This is a genomic window from Blautia segnis (assembly GCF_014287535.1).
Classification (GTDB): domain Bacteria; phylum Bacillota; class Clostridia; order Lachnospirales; family Lachnospiraceae; genus Blautia_A; species Blautia_A acetigignens.
This window is the reverse complement of the sequence record NZ_JACOOT010000024.1, coordinates 74546-93292: the sequence shown is the minus strand read 5'-3', so window position 1 is coordinate 93292 and position 18747 is coordinate 74546. Positions and strand designations below refer to the sequence as shown.

Genomic DNA, 18747 nt, shown 5'->3' with positions numbered 1-18747 from the left:
TTGTTTCGTGTGGTAACTTAACAATAACGGATTATGGAAAGTAATTCCACTGCTTTTTTGAATGAAAAAACTGCGCCACAGCCTTGACAGGCCATCGCGCAGCGATTTTGTTCAATCGGAATTTACAGGAAGTGTAACAAGAAAGCCAAAACGGTATACTGGAAAAAAAAGATTAAGAAAAGAATAAAGAGCTGGTTTTAATTGTAAAATTTATGGGGAACTAACATCAGCTTATTGACATTAATTTAAAAATAAGTATAATAATAGTTGAGTAATTGTTCAACTATTATTATTTGGAGGTGAATATATGTCAAAAACGTCTTATATTTGTAATTGCGATGTAATTCATGAGGATATTGTGAATGATGTGAAATCCAAGATGCAGCCAAAAGATGATTATATCCAGTTGGCTTCTTTGTTTAAGCTATTTGGAGATGGAACTAGAGTACAAATCTTACACGCTCTAGAACAGAGTGAGATGTGTGTATGTGATCTTGCAGTGCTACTGGGGGTAACAAAATCTGCAATTTCGCATCAGTTAAAGGCATTACGCCTAGCGAATCTGGTAAAATTCCGTAAAGAAGCACAGATAGTTTACTACTCGCTGGCAGATGATCATGTGAAAGAGATTATTGACAAGGGATTTGAGCATCTTTGGCAGAAATAATATTTTTTAATATTATAGTTGAGTAATTGAACAATTAAACAAATTATAAGGAGATTATCATGAAACGCATATTTCTATTAAAAGGGTTGGACTGTCCAAATTGTTCCGCAAAAATTGAAAAAGAAATCGGAGAGTTGGATGGAGTGCAATCCTCAGTGGTAAATCTGATGAAGCAGACGCTTACAATCAATGTTACTCAGACAGCCGCAGATACGATAGCCAGTCAGATTGAAACGATTGTTCATAGTCATGAGCCCGATGTGGAAGTTCAGGAAGAAACCGTTATGAATGTTACAAAGAGTTATTCGTTAAAAGGATTGGATTGTCCGAATTGTTCTGCAAAAATTGAAAAAGAAGTCGGAGAATTGGATGGAGTACAATCCTCAGTTGTAAATTTGATGAAGCAGACGCTGACAATCAATGTTGCTCCAGCTGCCGCAAATACAATAGCCAGTCAGATTGAAACGATTGTCCACAGCCATGAGCCGAGTGTGGAGGTTCAGGAAGAAACAATTATCCCCGTTACAAAGAGTTATTTGTTAAAGGGCTTGGACTGTCCGAACTGCTCCGCAAAAATTGAAAAAGAAGTCGGAGAATTGGATGGAGTACAATCCTCAGTTGTAAATTTAATGAAGCAGACGCTGACAATCAATGTTGCTCCAGTTGCCGCAAATACAATAGCCAGTCAGATTGAAACGATTGTCCACAGCCATGAGCCAGATGTAGAAGTTTCCGAAATTGCACAGGAATACTATATACCTGCAAAAAAACAGGATACCAATACATTCTATAACAATGAGGACAAGAAGTTGACGATTCGTTTAGCGATTGGCGCAGCAATCTATGGTATTGGTATGGCATTGACAGTTTTTGCGAAAGTGCCACTGCCTGTCGAGTTAGTTTTTCTCATTGTCTCCTATATTATTCTTGGCGGGGATGTTGTATGGCAAGCTGTGAGGAATATTTCAAATGGACGTGTGTTTGATGAACATTTCCTGATGAGCGTTTCTACGATTGGTGCTTTTGCCATTGGTGAATATCCGGAAGCAGTTGCTGTTATGCTGTTCTATCAAGTTGGTGAATTTTTCCAGTCATTGGCTGTTGAGCATTCCAGAAAATCTATATCAGATTTAATGGATATACGTCCGGATTGTGCTACAGTCAGAAGGAACGGAGAATTGATTACCATATCTCCTGAAAGTGTTGCCATTGGTGAGATTATTATTGTAAAGCCTGGTGAAAAAATCCCATTAGACGGTGTGGTATTGGATGGAGATTCTATGCTGGATACGAGGGCTTTAACTGGAGAATCGGTTCCGAGAAGCGTTCATAAAGGAGACGAAGCACTTTCCGGTTGTATGAATCAGACGGGTGTTTTAACGATTAAGACAACGAAAGCATTTGGTGAATCTACTGCTTCAAAGATTATTGATCTTGTGGAGAATGCGTCCAGTAGAAAAGCACCAACAGAAAATTTCATTACTACATTTGCACGTTATTACACTCCTGTTGTTGTAATCTTAGCAGCTATTCTGGCAATTCTGCCACCGATCCTTCTTGGTGGAGGTTGGACAGAGTGGATTCGCAGAGGATTTGTTTTCCTTGTGGTATCTTGCCCATGTGCATTGGTCATTTCAATCCCGCTGACTTTCTTCGGAGGTATTGGTGCGGCATCTAAACGAGGTGTTCTTGTAAAAGGAAGTAATTATTTAGAGGCGCTTAATAATGTCAGCATTATTGTGTTCGATAAAACTGGAACACTTACAAAGGGTGTTTTCAATGTGACTGATATTCTGCCTGCAAATGGATTTTCAAAAGAACAGGTTCTGGAGTATGCGGTCCAGGCAGAGAGCTTTTCTAACCATCCTATTGCAAAATCCATTCTCTCTGCTTATGGAAAAGAAATTGACCAATCAGTTATCTCTGATTACAAGGAAATTTCCGGATATGGAATCAGTGCCATGGCAGGAAAGAAGAAAGTTTATGCTGGCAATACGAAACTTATGGATTCAGAGCATGTGGAGTACACAGCCTGTGAAAAAGTTGGTACAAAGGTTTATGTAGCAGTAGATGGTCAATATGCCGGATGCATTTTGATAACAGATGAAGTAAAGCCGGACAGCAAAAAAGCAATTTCTGATTTGAAACATATCGGTGTGGAAAAAACAGTCATGCTTACTGGTGATGATGAAAAAATCGGAAAGGCTGTTGCGGAAGAATTGCAGTTGGATGAATATTATGCACAACTGTTTCCTGATCAAAAAGTGGAAAAGGTTGAGCTTTTGGACAGTAAAAAGAGACAGGGAAGCAAATTAGCTTTTGTTGGTGATGGTATCAATGACGCTCCTGTCCTTGCTCGTGCGGATGTTGGTATCGCAATGGGTGGTCTTGGTTCAGATGCGGCCATTGAAGCTGCGGATGTGGTTCTGATGACAGATGAACCATCTAAGCTGGTGGATGCGATTGATGTGGCAAAAGCGACAAAGCAAATTGTCATGCAGAATATAGTGATTGCCCTTGGAATTAAGAGTGTGTTCCTGATTCTTGGCGCTCTTGGTATTGCGGGAATGTGGGAAGCTGTATTTGGTGATGTAGGCGTTACCATAATTGCTGTTTTGAACGCAATGAGAATTTTGAAAAAATAGGAAATGAGGTGGGAATGTGAAACGAAAACTGATTCTGTTAGTTGTTACGATTGTTTTTCTTGTAGGTTTTGGTGTCATATTACATTCACCGCCTTCTATGATTGATGCAGTCACAGGAGCAACACCGAAGTCAAAAAAGGCGGCTCAAGCCTCCGCACAGTTGGAAGGCTCTTATGTTCTCGGTATTAATATGATGTCAGATGGTCTCGACAACGAGAACACCCGGAATAAATTAAAAGAATTGGCACTGGACGATTCGGAAACAAATGAAACAGATCTCATGAAAACGGACATTAGTTTTCGGTTATATGTATCTGAGACGGATTATCCGCTTGTCAGTTATGCTAAGAAACTCTGTGACAGGTTGGAACAGGCCGGCTTTTTCGTAGATCTGAAAGAGTACAGTAACACAATGATGCTATCAAGAGTGGTAAGTGGAAAGTATGATGTATTCCTGGCATCGGATGATTTTATTGACGTTACAACGCTAACACAGATGGACTATATGATCATGGACAGCGAAGAAATGAGGTGAGCGGGAATTTATGAGAAAATGGAATACGATTTTGTCTGTTTTAATGCTTCTCATTTTTATGATTCATGGAATCATGGGCAGCTTTATGCTGAACGGAGTTGGAAGTAGTGCAGGGAAACTTCTTGCATGGATTGGTGTTGGTATTCTTGTTGTGCATACGGTGATTGGTGTCATCCTGACAGTTCAGAGTTTACAGACAGCGAAGCAATCAGGAAAGATGTATCTGAAACAGAACGCCATATTTTGGGCGAGACGAGCCAGTGGGATGGCAATACTGATTCTGCTGTTATTCCATATTGGCTTGTTTGGAAAGGTGCAGAATGGGACATATATTTTGTTCCCTTTTACAACGGTAAAGATGGTAACTCAGCTTTTGTTCGTAGCGGCAATCTTTGTTCATATTTTTATCAATATACGCCCATTGCTCGTATCACTGGGAATCATTAGTTATAAAGAACGAAGGAGCGATATTTATTTGATCCTTTCGGTGCTTCTTCTTTTTATAGCGGGAGCGGTTATTTTATATTATATTGGGTGGCAATATCTATGAGTAAGACAATTATTATTATAGGTGCTGGATTGGCAGGACTTTCAGCGGCTTTGCAGGCAGCGGAAAATGGATGCAATGTAAAACTGGTTTCCTCCCTTCCGTCAGAGCGGGCACAGTCTGTTATGGCGGAGGGCGGTATCAACGCAGCTTTGAATACAAAAGATGAAAACGACAGTCCCGAAGAACATTTTACAGATACAATAAAGGCAGCATGTGGTCTGGCAGATCCAAATGCAGTTTGGGGAATGACACAGGCAGCACCGGAGCTGGTGCACTGGTTGCTAAAACTTGGAGTTAAATTTAACATGAGTGGCTATGATGATGTGGATCTGCGGAATTTTGGCGGGCAGAAAAAGAAACGGACTGCTTTTGCACAGAGCGATACCGGGAAGCAGATCATGACAGCTATGATAGACGCTGTTCGCAGGAAAGAAGCATCTGGTATGGTAGAACGGTTCAGCCATCATTCTTTCCTAACACTTCGTCTGTGTGGCAATATTTGTTGTGGCTGCGTAATCAGGGATGAATACAGTCAGGAGACTGTGGAATTACCGGGGGATGCGGTTATTGTTGCCACCGGTGGTATGCACGGATTGTTTGGAAATACAACGGGTTCGCTGAGCAATACAGGAGAAGTCACCGCAGAATTGTTCCGGCTTGGTGTTCCTCTGGCAAATGGCGAGATGATCCAGTACCATCCGACAACTGTGAAATGTGGTGGAAAACGCATGCTCATCAGCGAGGCGGCCAGAGGGGAAGGTGGCAGGTTGTTTGCCATGAAAGATGGAAAACAATGGTATTTCATGGAGGAAAAATACCCGGAGCTTGGAAATCTGATGCCACGAGATATTACCGCCAGAGAGATATGGAAGGTCAGCCATGAATCAGAGGTATTTCTTGACATGATGGAAATATCGGAGGAGATTATTTCAAATAAGCTATCTGGTCTGGCAGACGATTGTATGACCTATCTGCATAAAGATATACGAAAGGAACCGGTGTCTGTTTTACCGGGAATTCACTATTTTATGGGAGGCATTCTGGTGGATGAGCAGCACAGAACGCCGATTCAGAATCTTTACGCTGCCGGAGAATGCTGTGCCCAATATCATGGTGCCAACCGTCTTGGTGGAAATTCTCTGTTAGGAGCGTTATACGGAGGACGTGTTGCGGCAAAATCAGCATGTGAACAGGCAGATGTAGTAGATCTATCTTGTGCGACACAGATAGATTTTCCACCAACGTCTCAAATTTCAGAAATAAAGCAATTAAACAAAGTGATGCAGGATACTATGGGCGTTGTCAGAAATGAGAATACGTTGTTAAATGGGATTCAAACGGTACAAGCGCTGACAGGAAATCTTCCATTGCTTGGCATGGCAGTTCTAAAGAGTGCTCTTGCAAGAAAAGAAAGCCGTGGTGCACACTGGCGGGAGGATTATCCGAAGAGCAATGACGATGATTACCTTAAAACAACGGTAGCCAGATTTGATGGAAAGCAGATACAGATTTCCTTTGTACCTGTTCCAGAAAGGCGGTGATTCACTTGGTATATAAAATAAGAATCAGGCGGCAGGAGAGTCAGAAATCAGACAGTTATTGGCAGGAATTTGAGTTTGACGGAAGCAAAAACAGCTCTGTTGCCAATGTTCTAAAGGAATTGAACAGTAGAACACCTTTGAAAGATAATTCAGGGAATATAGTTACTCCCATCAGCTGGGAATGTAGCTGTATGGTGCGAAAATGTGGGGCTTGCGCCATGCTGATTAACGAACGTCCGAGGCTGGCATGCTCTACATTTCTACATACGTTAAAAGGTTCTACAATCACCTTGGAACCTTTAAGCAAATTTCCGCTTGTAAGAGATTTGATCGTTGACCGGTCAATTCTGTTTGAAAATTTGAAAAAACTGAACCTTTGGCTTGAAAGTGAAGCTTATATGAATCCGTGGACACATGAACCGAGATACCAGTCGGCACGCTGTCTGATGTGTGGCTGTTGCCTTGAAGTGTGTCCTAACTTCTCTGCAAATGGGACTTTCGCAGGCACTGTTGCTGCAGTCAACGCATTTCGGATTCTGAATGAAGAACAGGAAAGCACTCATTTGAATGAGATTTCTGCTGAATATAAGAAGAGATTTTTTGAAGGATGCGGGAAGTCGTTATCTTGTCATGATATTTGTCCGATTGGTCTGCCTGTGGAAGAACTGCTTGTAAGGTCGAATGCAGCGGCTGTTTGGGGCAAATAAAATGGATGATAAAAGCTATAATGAATGTATGAAGAGAATCAAAAGTTACTGTTCAGAGGTTAGCTGGACATGAGAAAACCGATGGTGTAGACTAATAACAGTCAAAGCCATCGGTTTTCTTATCCAAATATCCTGGACACTCTGTCAAATATATTTGCCGGTTCTTCAAGGCGCATCAAAACAAGCATGCTCATGCATTGGCAGAGGTAATCGATACTTTCGAAACTCCTAAATGTCACAGCCTGCGCCTGTTTCCGCTTATAGTTTCTTAGAAGCCTTTCGGCTTCATTATTAGTGGCAGGTACTCTTGAATCATGCAGGAACAGTAGATGATTCTGCATATATTTCTCCATTCTCAGGAATAAATTATACCCGTCCCTGTAATAATTGTTTGCTGGAACGTTTCCGTATTCCGTCCTGGCTGTTTCCAGTATCTCACGGTATCTTTTTTCGAATTCAGATACCTTTACCGGATCCGGTTCCTGAAATGGCTGGCATTCGTTTCGGAAATGGATCATTTCCTGTACTAGTGAACGCATCTCTTTGTTCCATGTGCGGTCTGGTTCATTATCCATGCTATCTTTCAGGTAACGCAGCACATGGGCAAGGCATTCCTGGTGATCTGCTCCATAATTATAAAAGGTAATATCATGGTCATGGACAAGGATCCCCTGATAATCCTCTGTAACAGTCCCTTTTACTCCCTCGTGTCCTTTTTTCTCACGGGCAAAGTACAGTGCTTTTCCATCAGGGGTTGCACAGACATAGATCTGACAGCTTTTTCCGTTTTCCCTGCCGTTTGTACAATCCGTATGCATGACTGGGGAAAGCAGCATATCTGCATAGGCTTCCCTGCGCTCAGGCTCTGTTTTTAAAGCAAACTCCCTGCTGAGTTTACTTATCATGCCTTTGGAAATATTCAGTTTTCCATCTGTCAGATCAGACAGGAACTTTCTGCTCTTATCAATAGAGGTACAACAGTCGTTATTCAGAAGAAATAGAAATGCCCGGATGCTGCCATCATAATTCACATCATCAATAACGCTATCTGGAAATGCAGCGTGTACGCGTTCACCTGTCTGGCTGTTATAATAAACATCAGCATGGTATTCTTTTACATCCAGTACCATTCGGATGCTTACCATTTGTTTTATGATTGTTCTTGCTGTTTTCTTAAAAGCGTGGTCATCGAGCACTTCTCCCGGTGGTGTAAGAAGGATCACCGGCTGTGTAGGCTCCTGCTTCTTTCGGCCATGTCCTTTATGTCCTGGCTGCCCGCCGGGTTTCCTTCCTGTTTTTTTCCTGCTGTTTGCAATCTTTTTCTGTCGGATGGTTTTAGAAGAAGGAATAGATGAGTTTTCATAATCACGGTTGATCTGTGCATGAAGTTTCAGATTCTTTCCCTGTTCTTCTTCCAGCTGGGTGGCGGTTTCATAAAACTTAAGGCGGAATTCTTTTGCTTTCTCCAATGCATCATCTCTTTGTCTCTCAGCAAGAAGAGCACGTTTCTCCATCTTCCGGAGCTTCTGTTCAGCTTTTTTCTGTATTGCCTCAAACTCCAGCAGCATATTCTCCAGTACCTGAAACCAGTAATTGCGGACACGGATGGTTTCTTTATGTGCATCCGCTATCTCCGTTAGCAGCGCCTGAATCTTACGTTCATAGGTTCTGCACTCCTTTTGATGGAGTTCTTTCAGCTTAATATAGTGTTCACCGGATTCCAGTTCTTTATTTCTTGTCTGTGCGGCTTTCAGCCGACACATGAGTGAGATGTAATCATACGCATCAGGCATATGTTTTCCTCCAGTACAGTTATAATCAAACGCCACTGACAATGTCTGTAATCTTTGAGATATGCTCTTCCAGATATTCAATCAATTCTTTTTGTTTCTGGATAAATTCCTCCTGGATCTCAATCTGTTTGAGATAACCGGCAAGAAGTTCATCACGTTTTCTAAGTTCTTCTTTAAAATCAATATCCATAAGTGAACCTCTCTTTCTTGAGAAAAAGTATAACAGAAACATAGAAAAAAAGCGAATCACCAGAAAATGCCTTTTCGTCAATCTGACTGTGGATAAATAGCTGTTTTATAATAAAAAAAGTATTCATGCAGACCTTGAAACTTCAAGAATGGATTCCCAAAACTAAAATCTGGTGTATAACTTTTAACAAAAAGAACAGCAGGAAAAACTATAAACACAGTTTTTCCTGCCGCGAATGGTTATCCACAAAATAAAAAAATAAATTTCGTCATTTTTTACAATGACTTATGCATACCTCTGAACAGTAACTAAGTTTATGCTAAGTACAATAATAATAATTACTATTATTGACAAGAGAATAATTATCATGTATAATACAAATATACAAGAAACAAAGTGTTAGAAAAATTGTTAGGAACTTGGTAACAAAAATAAATCGACATTGAAAAGGGAAAATGACTATGATAAAATATGAATGTGAACCATGTGGATATATTTATGATCCGGCAGTAGGAGATCCAGACGCTGGTATCGAGCCAGAAACTGCATTTGAGGATATTCCAGATGACTGGACATGCCCAATCTGCGGATTAGGAAAAGATGTTTTCGTTCCTGTAGAAGACTAAGCAGAAAATGCAGGTACGAAACTGCCAGACATTAAAAGATCCTAAGAGAACATATAAAAGAAATGGAGGTCAAATTATGACTTACGATTTAAACATTACCTTTGATGACAATTTAGTAACAGGAAATGAAACAATTGATACCCAGCATAAAGAATTGATCGACCGTATCCAGAACTTTGTAACTGCCTGTCAAAATGGTGACAGCAAAGTAAAAGCAATCAAAATGCTGGATTATCTGGATGAATATACTGACTTTCATTTCAAAGAAGAGGAAAAGCTTCAGGAAAAATCCGGTTATCCAGAGCGTGAAAAACATTATGAAAAACATGAAGAGTTTAGAAAGACAATTCAGGAACTGTATGAATACCTTCAGGAGTATGAAGGACCAACAGATCGGTTCAGTGAACTTGTACAGAAAAATGTAATCGACTGGCTGTTTGGACACATTAAAACATACGACCGCTCTGTGGCAAAATTTATCTTTATGAAACAAAATCCAGACCAATGCTAAAATAAACCAGGGAACGAGTTCATTCAGAATGTAGACAACGTGATGAAGTAAACTAGGGGCTGTCACAATGCAGCCCCTTTCCTGTTATAACGATATTCTAGGTAATATATTGCGCCGGCATGACATATTATTTTACTACTATATGGGAAGAGCAAGCAGCTCTTCTTTTTTGTCCTTTTTATCCAATTTTAAGTTGTAAAGTTTCTTTTCATGCCAACAGAAATATGCTAAATTGATTTTATAGAACAAGATATAATTCCACTTATATATCGGAGGAAAATGAATGAGAGAGAAAACTATATATGAGAAGATTGCAGAAAAGTATAACACAACACCAGAAGAAGTACGCAGAGAAATGCAGATAGCCATAGATGCAGGATTTGATAATCCTGACCCGGCTGTACAGGAAGAATGGAAGAAAATGACACTTAAAGGAGACAGCCCACACCGGAAGAAGTAATCAATTACGCAGTAAAAAAATTAAAAGGAAATTAAAAATATGAAGAAAAAGATAATTGCAGTAATTTCAGGAACAGCAATTTTGATAATTGCTGCAGGAAGTATTTATGGGAAATTTGAATCCAGTCATAAAGAAGGCGAACCAGATGTAGTTGGAACTTTTTCTGTAAATCGGGATGAAAATATAACCGTGGTCGCAAATAGGGAAGATATAGAGGATAGAGAAGCGTTTGCAAGAAAACTTTTGCAGATGTACAAGGATGATTCTTTTCATTCGACAAAATTTTCCACAGACAGAGGATATGCGACGAGCATTGATATGAACATCTATTTATGGAAAGAGGATATTGAAGACGGGGAATCGGTAATGACAGCCGAATATAGACCTGTAGAATACGGAAAGGACTATGATGTTGTCAATAATCCTGATAAATTTCAACTATATATAGATGGAAAAAAGATTAAATAGTAATCTCCTGAAAGCAAACTTTTTGTCAATTATTTCAAAGAAAAATTAAAGGATAACAATACATAGTTTTGACAATGATATTTTGAAAAATTTTATAGGAATGCTCTATTATCAAATTGACATAGGAATATGGTAGCATATAATTAGAATTGAATACACTGAAAAAATGGAGGAATTACATGAAAGCACATAAATATTGGTCAGTAGGAGCTTTAATCACAATGATTGGAACTTTTTATACAGGATATAAAGGGTTAAAAGCAGCACACAAATACTTTGCATTTGGCTCTCTGATATGTATGATTATGGCAGTCTATTCTGGTCATAAAATGATTTCGGGTAATAAAAGAACAAGAAAACAGGTGAAAAATACAAAAGCGGAGGAATAGTAAATGTTAGAGTTAGGAATAAAAGCACCGGATTTTGAATTGCCGGATCAGAACGGAGAAGTGCATAAATTAAGCGATTATGCAGGAAAAAAAGTGATCTTATATTTTTATCCAAAGGATAATACACCAGGATGTACGAAGCAGGCATGTGGCTTTTCTGAGCGTTATCCACAGTTTACTGAGAAGGGAGCTGTTATTCTCGGAGTAAGCAAGGACTCTGTAGCGTCTCACAAGAGATTTGAAGAAAAATACGGACTGGCATTTACTCTATTAGCAGATCCGGAGCGTAAAGTTATTGAAGCATATGATGTCTGGAAAGAAAAGAAAAATTATGGCAAAGTCTCTATGGGAGTAGTAAGAACCACATATCTTATTGATGAACAGGGGATTATTATAAAGGCAAATGATAAAGTCAAGGCTGCAGATGATCCTGAAAATATGCTCAAGGAATTAGATTAATGAAGATAATATTATCCCCTGCTAAAAAGATGATTACAGATACTGACAGTATTGAACCGGATGCATTGCCTGAATTTATTGAAAAGACGACAGAGATACAAAGTTGGTTGAAAAGTAAGTCAAAAGAGGAACTGAAAGGAATTTGGAAATGTAATGACAAGATTGCAGAACAAAATTTCAATAGATTGGCAAATATGAATCTTTATCAGATGCTCAGTCCGGCTGTTTTATCATATGAAGGAATTGCTTTTCAATATATGGCACCATCTGTGTTTGAAGATATGCAGCTTGAGTATGTGCAAAATCATTTGAGAATATTGTCTGCATTTTATGGTGCTCTGAAACCAATGGATGGTGTGACACCTTATCGTTTGGAAATGCAGGCAAAGATCAGGATTGGAGATTCCAAAAATCTGTATGAGTACTGGGGTGACTTGTTATACCGTTCAGTAATAGATGACAGCAGGATTATCATTAATCTTGCATCAAAAGAATACTCAAAATGTATAGAAAAGTATTTGACACCACAGGACAGATATATTTCGGTTACATTTTGTGAAGCTTCTGGAGATAAAATGGTAACAAAAGGTACATATGCCAAGATGGCTCGTGGTGAAATGGTCAGATTTATGGCAGAAAATAATATTGAGAATCCGGTGGATATTAAGAAATTCGACAGACTTGGTTATTCATTCCGGTCTGATTTATCATCAGATACTGAATATGTTTTTGAACGAAAAATAGAACAATGATTTAGATTAAAGATGCTCAGCATGAGCATCTTTTAGTAATAATGAGAATTATTACTATATTATTGACAATATAATAATGATGATATACAATCCCGTCTTTTATTTGATAATTATGCAGATAAAGATTTGCCTGTTATTTTTGTATAAATAATAATGAAACCTTTTTTATATAAATTTTTTGTGATAAAATAACAGTCAGATATATAATACAGACAGGAGACAAAAGGGGATGAAATTAGATGTTTTGGGATTGTTGGGAGCGTGTTCCTATGCATTGGACTGTGTGGAAGCAGAGTTAGTGCATGTAACAGATAAGCATGCGAAGCGTGTTGCATATATGAGTGTCTGCATGGCAGAACAGATGGGAATTCAGGGGGAGAGTCTGCAGGATCTGACAGCCGGTGCGTTGTTACATGATAATGCACTGACTCAATATATTCAGGAAGAATTACACAATGATATTGCAAGTGCAATAGGTTCGGCGATTCCACTGGAGCTGGGAATTCACTGTGCGGCAGGTGAGAAGAACATGAAAGACATTCCATCCCATACGGATATAAAGAATGTCATTTTGTATCATCATGAGAATGCAGATGGAAGTGGACCTTTTGGAAAAAAATGGACAGAAGTACCGGTTTTTGCACGAATTATCCATCTATGCGATCTGCTTGACCAGGTCTGCTGCAGTGATTCTTTTGATTCAGACACCTGGCAGAAGGTAGAAGCATTTCTTCAGGAAATCACAGGTTCTATAGCGGATGAAGAATGTATAGAAGCATTTAGACATGCTTTTTCTGAACAACATTTTCTGTCACTTGGAGAAAAAGATGTGGAGACTCGTTTATGGAACAGAGTGCCGCGTACAAAACAAGATCTTAGCTTTGAACAGATTAAAGCACTGGCGAAATTTTTCGCACGCATCGTAGACTATAAATCACCATTTACGAGTACACACTCCATAGGTGTGGCTGCAGATGCTGAGAAATTATCCAGATTTATGGGATTTGATGAGGAGACAATGCAGAAAATGTATCTTGCAGGAGCGCTGCATGACATTGGAAAGGTTGCCATAGGTAACAAAATTCTGGAGAAGCCGGGAAGACTGACGGATGATGAGTTTGCAGTTATGAAACACCATGCAGCATATACTTATTCTATTCTGTCAGAAATCGATGATTTTGAAGAGATATGTGACTGGGCTGCCTTTCACCATGAAAGACTGGACGGGACAGGCTATCCATTTGGAAAAACAGCTGCTGAATTAAACACACAGGAACGCATCATGGCGTGTGTCGATATTTATCAGGCACTGACAGAAAGCCGCCCGTATAAACAGGGAATGCCACATGAAAAAGCTTACGGTATTTTAAATGATATGGTAGAAAAAGGATGGCTTGATGGAGAAATCGCTTCACAGGTTGATGCTTGTTTTGATCAGAAAATGACAGACATAATTCATGAGGAGAAACAGCTTGGAGAATAAAAAATTATTCCAGATTGGTGATGTGGCAAAAATGTTTCATATCAGTGTTGGCAGCCTGCGGCATTATGAACAGGCAGGTCTGTTGAAACCAGAATACACAGATCCGGAAACAGGCTATCGCTATTATAGTGCACGTCAGTTTGAGGTTTTAAATACGATTCGTTACTTGCGCGTTTTGGATATGCCATTGGGTCAGATTGGAGAGTTTTTGGGAAACAGAGACATCGACGTGATAGAAGATAAGTTGTTAAATCAGAAAAAACTGATAGAAAAAAACGGCGGGAGTTGGAAACAATCGAACGCAAGATATAAAAGCAGCATATCCTACAATCGGAAAAGGAACTGTATATAGAAATCTTGATATATTGGTAGATGAGGGTTCGTTAAGGAAGGTTGAAGTTCCGGATGGAGCGAATAGGTTCGATTTTTCATTGAAAAATCATTACCATGTCAGGTGTACAAAATGCGGTGAAGTTTCAGATGTGGATATGGATGAAATACCGGATTTGCTGGAAAGAATTCATAACACTCATGGAATCGAATTTTTGGATTAGGATATTTCATTTAAAGGTATTTGCCAAAAATGCAGGGAGAAGGTAAAGGGAGGAACAAACTAATGAAATATGTATGTGACGTTTGCGGATGGGAATATGATGAAGAGGAAGGTTATCCAGAAGGTGGTATTGCACCAGGAACAAAGTGGGAGGACGTTCCACAAGATTTTGAATGCCCATTATGTAATGTTGGAAAAGATCAGTTTTCAGAAGTTGAATAAAATTCTGATTATTTAAATACGGATAGATAAACAAAAACCCTGGTGCGTGTGTGAGCAACAGGGTTTTTTATTGCGATAGTTTGTGATGATATCACAGAAAATGATTTACCTTTAGCTTATAATGTAACTACAAACAAAGTAAGGAGGTAGTCTAAATGAGATTAAAAGATAAAGTTGCAATCATTACGGGTGGAAGCCGTGGTATAGGATTTGCTACAGCTGATAAATTCTTGAAGGAAGGTGCTTCAGTTGTGTTGGCAGCAAGTTCACAGGAATCGGCAGATGTTGCTGTAGATAAATTAAAAGAAAAATATCCCAATGCAATAGTTGCTGGAATTAGTCCAAATCTGGCAAGCATGGAGTCTGTCAGAAAGGCTTTTAAAGAGGCAACTGAAAAATATGGATGTGTCGACATACTGGTAAATAATGCAGGGATTTCAGAAAACACCTCATTTATGGATTATACAGAGGAGACTTTTGATAAAGTCATGGATCTAAATGTAAAAGGAGTATTTAATACTACTCGTGTAGCAGCAGAATGTATGGTGGCAAGAGGCAAGGGGGTCATTCTCTCAACTTCTTCCATGGTGAGTATTTCGGGACAGCCAAGTGGGTTTGCTTATCCGGCATCGAAGTTTGCAGTAAACGGATTGACTGTATCATTAGCAAGAGAACTAGGACCTAAAGGTATTCGTGTTAATGCTGTTGCACCTGGGATTACAGAAACTGATATGATGAAGGCCGTGCCAAAGGAAGTTATCGAACCTATGATTGAAAGAATTCCATTGCGTCGTCTTGGACAGCCAGAAGATATTGCCAATGCGTTTGTGTTTCTTGCTTCAGATGAGGCGAGTTACATTACAGGTGTTATATTAAGTGTAGATGGTATGGCAAGAAGTTAAGTTAATGAGGTATGGTGATGTAATCACGGAAAATAAATGAAATTAAGACTATAATAAATCTACAAAAAGAAAAAGATAAGGAGGACTGTAAAATGTCTGCTATTAATATCAATAAAAATAATTTTCAGAACGAAGTACTGAATTCCGATAAACCCGTTCTTTTAGATTTTTGGGCATCTTGGTGTGCGCCTTGCCGCATGGTAGTACCTATTGTAGAGGAGATTGCAAGTGAGCGTAGAGATATTAAAGTTGGAAAGATTAATGTAGATGAAGAGCCTGAACTGGTAAATAAGTTCAGTATTATGAGCATTCCGACTTTAGTGGTTATGAAGAATGGGAAGATTGTACAGCAGGTTTCAGGGGCGAGACCTAAGAATGCGATTTTAGAAATGCTTTAGGGAGGTGGGCTAATGGGATTTTTTGATCTCTTTAAACAGTCGAATATTAATCAAGGCATAGAAGAATATAAAAGGACTGATGATGCAGTTCTGCTGGATGTACGTACACCGCAGGAATATCAGGAAGGACATATACCAGAAAGTAAAAATGTGCCGTTGCAGCAACTTGACAATATTGCTTCTGTAGCGAAGAATAAGGATATCTCACTGTTTGTATACTGTTATTCCGGTTCACGAAGCCGCCAGGCAACTGGGATACTGCAACGAATGGGATATTCTAAAGTAAATAATATCGGTGGCATTGCAGCTTACTCAGGAAAAGTGGAAAAATAAGATGAAGGTAATAATTGTAGGAGGTGTAGCCGGAGGAGCTACAGCCGCAGCAAGAATACGCAGACTGAATGAACATGCTGAAATTACTGTGTTTGAAAGATCCGGATACATATCCTATGCAAATTGTGGACTTCCATATTATATTGGAGACGTGATCACAGACCCGGAAGAACTTACACTACAGACACCAGAGAGTTTTTTTAAACGCTTCCGTATTAACATGAAAATTCATCATGAAGTTATCTCCATACATCCGGAACGTAAAACGGTTTCAGTGAAAAATTTAGAGAATGGTGAGATATTTGAAGAAAACTATGATAAGCTGATCCTCTCTCCAGGTGCAAAGCCAACACAGCCGAGACTTCCTGGAGTAGGTATTGATAAACTATTTACACTTCGTACTGTAGAAGATACTTTTCGGATAAAGGAATATATAAATAAGAATCATCCAAAATCGGCTGTATTGGCTGGCGGCGGTTTTATTGGTTTAGAGCTGGCAGAAAATTTGAGGGAGCTTGGCATGGATGTTACGATTGTCCAGCGGCCTAAGCAGCTGATGAATCCATTTGACCCGGATATGGCATCCATGATCCATAATGAAATGAGAAAGCATGGAATAAAACTGGTACTAGGCTATACAGTAGAAGGATTTAAAGGAAAAGACAATGGAGTGGAGATCTTATTAAAAGATAATCCATCCCTTCAGGCTGATATGGTGGTGCTAGCAATCGGAGTCACACCAGACACAGCATTAGCAAAAGAAGCTGGTCTGGAACTTGGCATCAAGGGAAGTATTGTAGTGAATGACAGAATGGAAACTTCTGTACCGGATATTTATGCAGCAGGTGATGCAGTTCAGGTAAAACATTATGTTACGGGTGATGATGCGCTGATTTCTTTAGCGGGACCTGCTAATAAACAGGGCAGGATCATCGCGGATAACATTTGTGGTGGTGATAGTCGTTACCTGGGCAGTCAGGGAAGCTCCGTTATCAAAGTATTTGATATGACAGCAGCCACTACAGGTATCAATGAAACCAATGCCAAAAAGTCAGGATTAGAGGTAGATACAGTAATTCTTTCTCCTATGAGTCATGCCGGTTACTATCCTGGTGGAAAAGTGATGACCATGAAGGTGGTTTTTGAAAAAGAAACCTATCGTTTGCTTGGTGCTCAGATTATTGGATATGAAGGCGTTGATAAACGTATTGATGTGCTGGCAACAGCAATTCATGCAGGGCTGAAGGCAACCCAGCTGAAAGATTTAGATCTCGCATATGCACCGCCTTATTCCTCTGCCAAGGATCCTGTAAATATGGCTGGATTCATGATAGACAATATAGCGAAAGGTACCTTAAAACAATGGCATTTGGAAGATATGGATAAGATTTCTAAAGATCAAAATGTGGTGTTGTTGGATGTGAGAACGGTAGGTGAATTTAACAGGGGGCATATGGATGGATTCAACAATATTCCTGTAGATGAACTGAGGGAACGAATTAACGAAATTGAGAAAGGAAAGCCTGTGTATCTGATATGCCAAAGTGGTCTGCGCAGTTACATTGCCAGCCGTATTCTGGAAGGAAATGGATATGAAACATATAACTTTTCCGGTGGATTCCGCTTCTATGATGCAGTGGTTAATGACCGTGCGCTGATCGAAAGGGCATATGCATGCGGTATGGATTATAAAAAATAATCATAATATTTTTATAATTTTTTCGTAGTATAAAAAGATCCCCCATTTATTAGAATGACTTTTATAATTCTGATAAATGGAGGATTCTTTAGATGTTATAGAAAACAGTTTTATGATCTTTGTAGAGTTTCCAGTCTTTTCGAATCAAGGATTGTGATTTTACCGCGGGAGAGTTTGACGAGTCCTTCGCCTTGAAAGTATCGGAGCATTCGAGTGATAACTTCCCTGTGGGAACCAAGATGGTTGGCGATGGTTTCGTGAGTGATCTTTAATTCATTTGTTCCTTCGATAGAGGTCTCTTCTAAAAGAAATGAAGCAACTCGCTTATCCAAACTCTTCCACATGATTTGTTCAATCAGCCACATGACATCAGAAAAACGGGTAGCCATTAACTCATTGGTATAGTTTGCGACAGGAGCAGATTCCTTCATGATGCCCTTATAGATTTCAGCAGGAATGATCCAAAGATCAGTATCTTTTTCTGCTTCAATGGTTACTTCAAATTGAATGGAGCGTATGATACATGAGGCGGATAAAAGACACATATCCATATCGAACAGACGGTAAAGTGTAATCTCCCGTCCTTCATCTGAAAGTATGTAAGTTCGAAGCTGCCCGGATTTAACCAGTAATAATCCAGTGCAATCCAGGTTTCCATTGTGAATGATTGTCCCTTTTTTTACATACTGTGTGATTAAATTGTCTGAAATTATTTTTTTCTGTGCTGTATTTAAGTCATTCCATACTGGAAAATAATTTTCGAAGTTCATAACCGTTATCTCCTTTACGAACATAGTATACTTGCTTTTTTTAGATGCGTCAATTATATAACTGGCATATGCCATAAATAGAAATAAAAAGAAG

General features: G+C 39.3%; 23 protein-coding genes and 1 pseudogene. 21 read left to right on the top strand and 3 right to left on the bottom strand.

Annotation, left to right across the window (positions count from 1 at the left end):
- The first annotated feature begins 307 nt into the window (after window positions 1–307).
- The 6 genes from H8S54_RS10935 to H8S54_RS10910 are packed head-to-tail and all read left to right on the top strand — an operon-like array spanning window position 308 to window position 6645.
- Entirely contained in the window at window positions 308–667 is a 360-nt protein-coding gene (locus tag H8S54_RS10935; protein WP_015512809.1) for an ArsR/SmtB family transcription factor, read from the top strand.
- A 59-nt stretch (window positions 668–726) separates the two neighbouring features.
- A complete protein-coding gene (locus tag H8S54_RS10930; RefSeq protein WP_186901486.1) occupies window positions 727–3312 on the top strand; it encodes a heavy metal translocating P-type ATPase in 2586 nt (861 codons plus the stop codon).
- A gap of 16 nt (window positions 3313–3328) precedes the next feature.
- Entirely contained in the window at window positions 3329–3847 is a 519-nt protein-coding gene (locus tag H8S54_RS10925) for a DUF6921 family protein (RefSeq protein ID WP_186901485.1), read from the top strand.
- Between the two features lie 10 nt (window positions 3848–3857).
- Window positions 3858–4397: a hypothetical protein gene (locus H8S54_RS10920; RefSeq protein ID WP_025579815.1), complete on the top strand. Its 540-nt coding sequence runs from the start codon at window positions 3858–3860 to the stop codon at window positions 4395–4397.
- Window positions 4394–5938 (top strand): FAD-binding protein, encoded by a 1545-nt coding sequence (locus H8S54_RS10915; RefSeq protein WP_173757954.1) that lies wholly within the window; start codon window positions 4394–4396, stop codon window positions 5936–5938. Before H8S54_RS10920 ends, H8S54_RS10915 begins: the two co-directional genes overlap by 4 nt.
- Window positions 5935–6645 (top strand): succinate dehydrogenase/fumarate reductase iron-sulfur subunit, encoded by a 711-nt coding sequence (locus H8S54_RS10910; RefSeq protein ID WP_330600164.1) that lies wholly within the window; start codon window positions 5935–5937, stop codon window positions 6643–6645. Before H8S54_RS10915 ends, H8S54_RS10910 begins: the two co-directional genes overlap by 4 nt.
- 119 nt (window positions 6646–6764) lie before the next feature.
- Here the strand turns inward: H8S54_RS10910 and H8S54_RS10905 are convergent, their stop codons facing one another.
- Together H8S54_RS10905 and H8S54_RS10900 are read right to left on the bottom strand one after the other, a co-directional pair.
- Window positions 6765–8438: an IS66 family transposase gene (locus H8S54_RS10905; RefSeq protein WP_186901483.1), complete on the bottom strand. Its 1674-nt coding sequence runs from the start codon at window positions 8436–8438 to the stop codon at window positions 6765–6767.
- Between the two features lie 25 nt (window positions 8439–8463).
- Entirely contained in the window at window positions 8464–8628 is a 165-nt protein-coding gene (locus H8S54_RS10900; RefSeq protein WP_173759230.1) for a hypothetical protein, read from the bottom strand.
- 461 nt (window positions 8629–9089) lie between these two features.
- Here H8S54_RS10900 and rd point away from each other — a divergent pair, with 461 nt between their 5' ends.
- The 15 genes and pseudogenes from rd (at window position 9090) to H8S54_RS10825 (ending at window position 17883) form a co-directional block, all read left to right on the top strand.
- The gene (gene rd / locus H8S54_RS10895; protein WP_117594029.1) at window positions 9090–9254 is read left to right on the top strand and encodes a rubredoxin; all 165 of its coding nucleotides are present in this window, start codon (window positions 9090–9092) and stop codon (window positions 9252–9254) included.
- Between the two features lie 76 nt (window positions 9255–9330).
- Window positions 9331–9765: a bacteriohemerythrin gene (locus H8S54_RS10890; protein ID WP_117854281.1), complete on the top strand. Its 435-nt coding sequence runs from the start codon at window positions 9331–9333 to the stop codon at window positions 9763–9765.
- A 283-nt stretch (window positions 9766–10048) separates the two neighbouring features.
- Window positions 10049–10225 carry a sporulation initiation factor Spo0A C-terminal domain-containing protein gene (locus H8S54_RS10885; RefSeq protein WP_243000325.1) on the top strand — a complete coding sequence of 59 codons (177 nt, stop codon included), beginning with the start codon at window positions 10049–10051 and terminating at the stop codon, window positions 10223–10225.
- Between the two features lie 39 nt (window positions 10226–10264).
- Window positions 10265–10693 carry a hypothetical protein gene (locus H8S54_RS10880; RefSeq protein WP_186901482.1) on the top strand — a complete coding sequence of 143 codons (429 nt, stop codon included), beginning with the start codon at window positions 10265–10267 and terminating at the stop codon, window positions 10691–10693.
- Window positions 10694–10872: 179 nt separating this feature from the next.
- Window positions 10873–11082, top strand: a complete 210-nt coding sequence (locus H8S54_RS10875; RefSeq protein ID WP_008708189.1) for a DUF6219 family protein — start codon at window positions 10873–10875, stop codon at window positions 11080–11082.
- A 3-nt stretch (window positions 11083–11085) separates the two neighbouring features.
- Window positions 11086–11541 (top strand): thioredoxin-dependent thiol peroxidase, encoded by a 456-nt coding sequence (gene bcp / locus H8S54_RS10870; RefSeq protein ID WP_117854279.1) that lies wholly within the window; start codon window positions 11086–11088, stop codon window positions 11539–11541.
- Window positions 11541–12293: a peroxide stress protein YaaA gene (gene yaaA / locus H8S54_RS10865; protein WP_186901481.1), complete on the top strand. Its 753-nt coding sequence runs from the start codon at window positions 11541–11543 to the stop codon at window positions 12291–12293. Before bcp ends, yaaA begins: the two co-directional genes overlap by 1 nt.
- 229 nt (window positions 12294–12522) lie before the next feature.
- Window positions 12523–13776 (top strand): HD-GYP domain-containing protein, encoded by a 1254-nt coding sequence (locus H8S54_RS10860; protein ID WP_117854277.1) that lies wholly within the window; start codon window positions 12523–12525, stop codon window positions 13774–13776.
- A complete protein-coding gene (locus H8S54_RS10855) occupies window positions 13751–14128 on the top strand; it encodes a MerR family transcriptional regulator (RefSeq protein ID WP_334298058.1) in 378 nt (125 codons plus the stop codon). Before H8S54_RS10860 ends, H8S54_RS10855 begins: the two co-directional genes overlap by 26 nt.
- Window positions 14085–14330 (top strand): annotated as a pseudogene (locus H8S54_RS19000) (Fur family transcriptional regulator); the annotation flags it as partial. The gene H8S54_RS10855 and the pseudogene H8S54_RS19000, both read left to right, overlap by 44 nt.
- Window positions 14331–14392: 62 nt before the next feature.
- The gene (locus H8S54_RS10845; RefSeq protein ID WP_117854275.1) at window positions 14393–14551 is read left to right on the top strand and encodes a rubredoxin; all 159 of its coding nucleotides are present in this window, start codon (window positions 14393–14395) and stop codon (window positions 14549–14551) included.
- A 155-nt stretch (window positions 14552–14706) separates the two neighbouring features.
- Complete coding sequence (locus H8S54_RS10840; RefSeq protein ID WP_005421611.1) at window positions 14707–15453, top strand: SDR family NAD(P)-dependent oxidoreductase; 747 nt, start codon at window positions 14707–14709, stop codon at window positions 15451–15453.
- A gap of 92 nt (window positions 15454–15545) precedes the next feature.
- A complete protein-coding gene (gene trxA, locus H8S54_RS10835; protein WP_173768485.1) occupies window positions 15546–15851 on the top strand; it encodes a thioredoxin in 306 nt (101 codons plus the stop codon).
- A 12-nt stretch (window positions 15852–15863) separates the two neighbouring features.
- A complete protein-coding gene (locus H8S54_RS10830) occupies window positions 15864–16184 on the top strand; it encodes a rhodanese-like domain-containing protein (RefSeq protein WP_173768483.1) in 321 nt (106 codons plus the stop codon).
- 1 nt (window position 16185) lies between these two features.
- Window positions 16186–17883, top strand: coding sequence for an FAD-dependent oxidoreductase (locus H8S54_RS10825; protein WP_118631026.1), 1698 nt, complete (start codon window positions 16186–16188; stop codon window positions 17881–17883).
- A 110-nt stretch (window positions 17884–17993) separates the two neighbouring features.
- Here H8S54_RS10825 and H8S54_RS10820 read toward each other — a convergent pair whose 3' ends face one another.
- Window positions 17994–18677 (bottom strand): Crp/Fnr family transcriptional regulator, encoded by a 684-nt coding sequence (locus tag H8S54_RS10820; protein ID WP_186901480.1) that lies wholly within the window; start codon window positions 18675–18677, stop codon window positions 17994–17996.
- Window positions 18678–18747: the final 70 nt, after the last annotated feature.

Excerpts from the sequence above, each read along its gene's own strand:
- H8S54_RS10845 (WP_117854275.1), top strand. The coding sequence starts at position 14,393 with ATGAAATATGTATGTGACGTTTGCGGATGGGAATATGATGAAGAGGAA.
- H8S54_RS10900 (WP_173759230.1), bottom strand. The coding sequence starts at position 8,628 with ATGGATATTGATTTTAAAGAAGAACTTAGAAAACGTGATGAACTTCTT.
- H8S54_RS10880 (WP_186901482.1), top strand. The coding sequence starts at position 10,265 with ATGAAGAAAAAGATAATTGCAGTAATTTCAGGAACAGCAATTTTGATA.
- yaaA (WP_186901481.1), top strand. The coding sequence starts at position 11,541 with ATGAAGATAATATTATCCCCTGCTAAAAAGATGATTACAGATACTGAC.
- H8S54_RS10860 (WP_117854277.1), top strand. The coding sequence starts at position 12,523 with ATGAAATTAGATGTTTTGGGATTGTTGGGAGCGTGTTCCTATGCATTG.
- H8S54_RS10820 (WP_186901480.1), bottom strand. The coding sequence starts at position 18,677 with ATGTTCGTAAAGGAGATAACGGTTATGAACTTCGAAAATTATTTTCCA.
- H8S54_RS10825 (WP_118631026.1), top strand. The coding sequence starts at position 16,186 with ATGAAGGTAATAATTGTAGGAGGTGTAGCCGGAGGAGCTACAGCCGCA.
- H8S54_RS10840 (WP_005421611.1), top strand. The coding sequence starts at position 14,707 with ATGAGATTAAAAGATAAAGTTGCAATCATTACGGGTGGAAGCCGTGGT.
- H8S54_RS10930 (WP_186901486.1), top strand. The coding sequence starts at position 727 with ATGAAACGCATATTTCTATTAAAAGGGTTGGACTGTCCAAATTGTTCC.
- H8S54_RS10915 (WP_173757954.1), top strand. The coding sequence starts at position 4,394 with ATGAGTAAGACAATTATTATTATAGGTGCTGGATTGGCAGGACTTTCA.
- H8S54_RS10935 (WP_015512809.1), top strand. The coding sequence starts at position 308 with ATGTCAAAAACGTCTTATATTTGTAATTGCGATGTAATTCATGAGGAT.
- trxA (WP_173768485.1), top strand. The coding sequence starts at position 15,546 with ATGTCTGCTATTAATATCAATAAAAATAATTTTCAGAACGAAGTACTG.
- H8S54_RS10885 (WP_243000325.1), top strand. The coding sequence starts at position 10,049 with ATGAGAGAGAAAACTATATATGAGAAGATTGCAGAAAAGTATAACACA.
- H8S54_RS10855 (WP_334298058.1), top strand. The coding sequence starts at position 13,751 with ATGAGGAGAAACAGCTTGGAGAATAAAAAATTATTCCAGATTGGTGAT.
- H8S54_RS10905 (WP_186901483.1), bottom strand. The coding sequence starts at position 8,438 with ATGCCTGATGCGTATGATTACATCTCACTCATGTGTCGGCTGAAAGCC.
- H8S54_RS10920 (WP_025579815.1), top strand. The coding sequence starts at position 3,858 with ATGAGAAAATGGAATACGATTTTGTCTGTTTTAATGCTTCTCATTTTT.
- rd (WP_117594029.1), top strand. The coding sequence starts at position 9,090 with ATGATAAAATATGAATGTGAACCATGTGGATATATTTATGATCCGGCA.
- H8S54_RS10830 (WP_173768483.1), top strand. The coding sequence starts at position 15,864 with ATGGGATTTTTTGATCTCTTTAAACAGTCGAATATTAATCAAGGCATA.
- H8S54_RS10875 (WP_008708189.1), top strand. The coding sequence starts at position 10,873 with ATGAAAGCACATAAATATTGGTCAGTAGGAGCTTTAATCACAATGATT.
- bcp (WP_117854279.1), top strand. The coding sequence starts at position 11,086 with ATGTTAGAGTTAGGAATAAAAGCACCGGATTTTGAATTGCCGGATCAG.
- H8S54_RS10890 (WP_117854281.1), top strand. The coding sequence starts at position 9,331 with ATGACTTACGATTTAAACATTACCTTTGATGACAATTTAGTAACAGGA.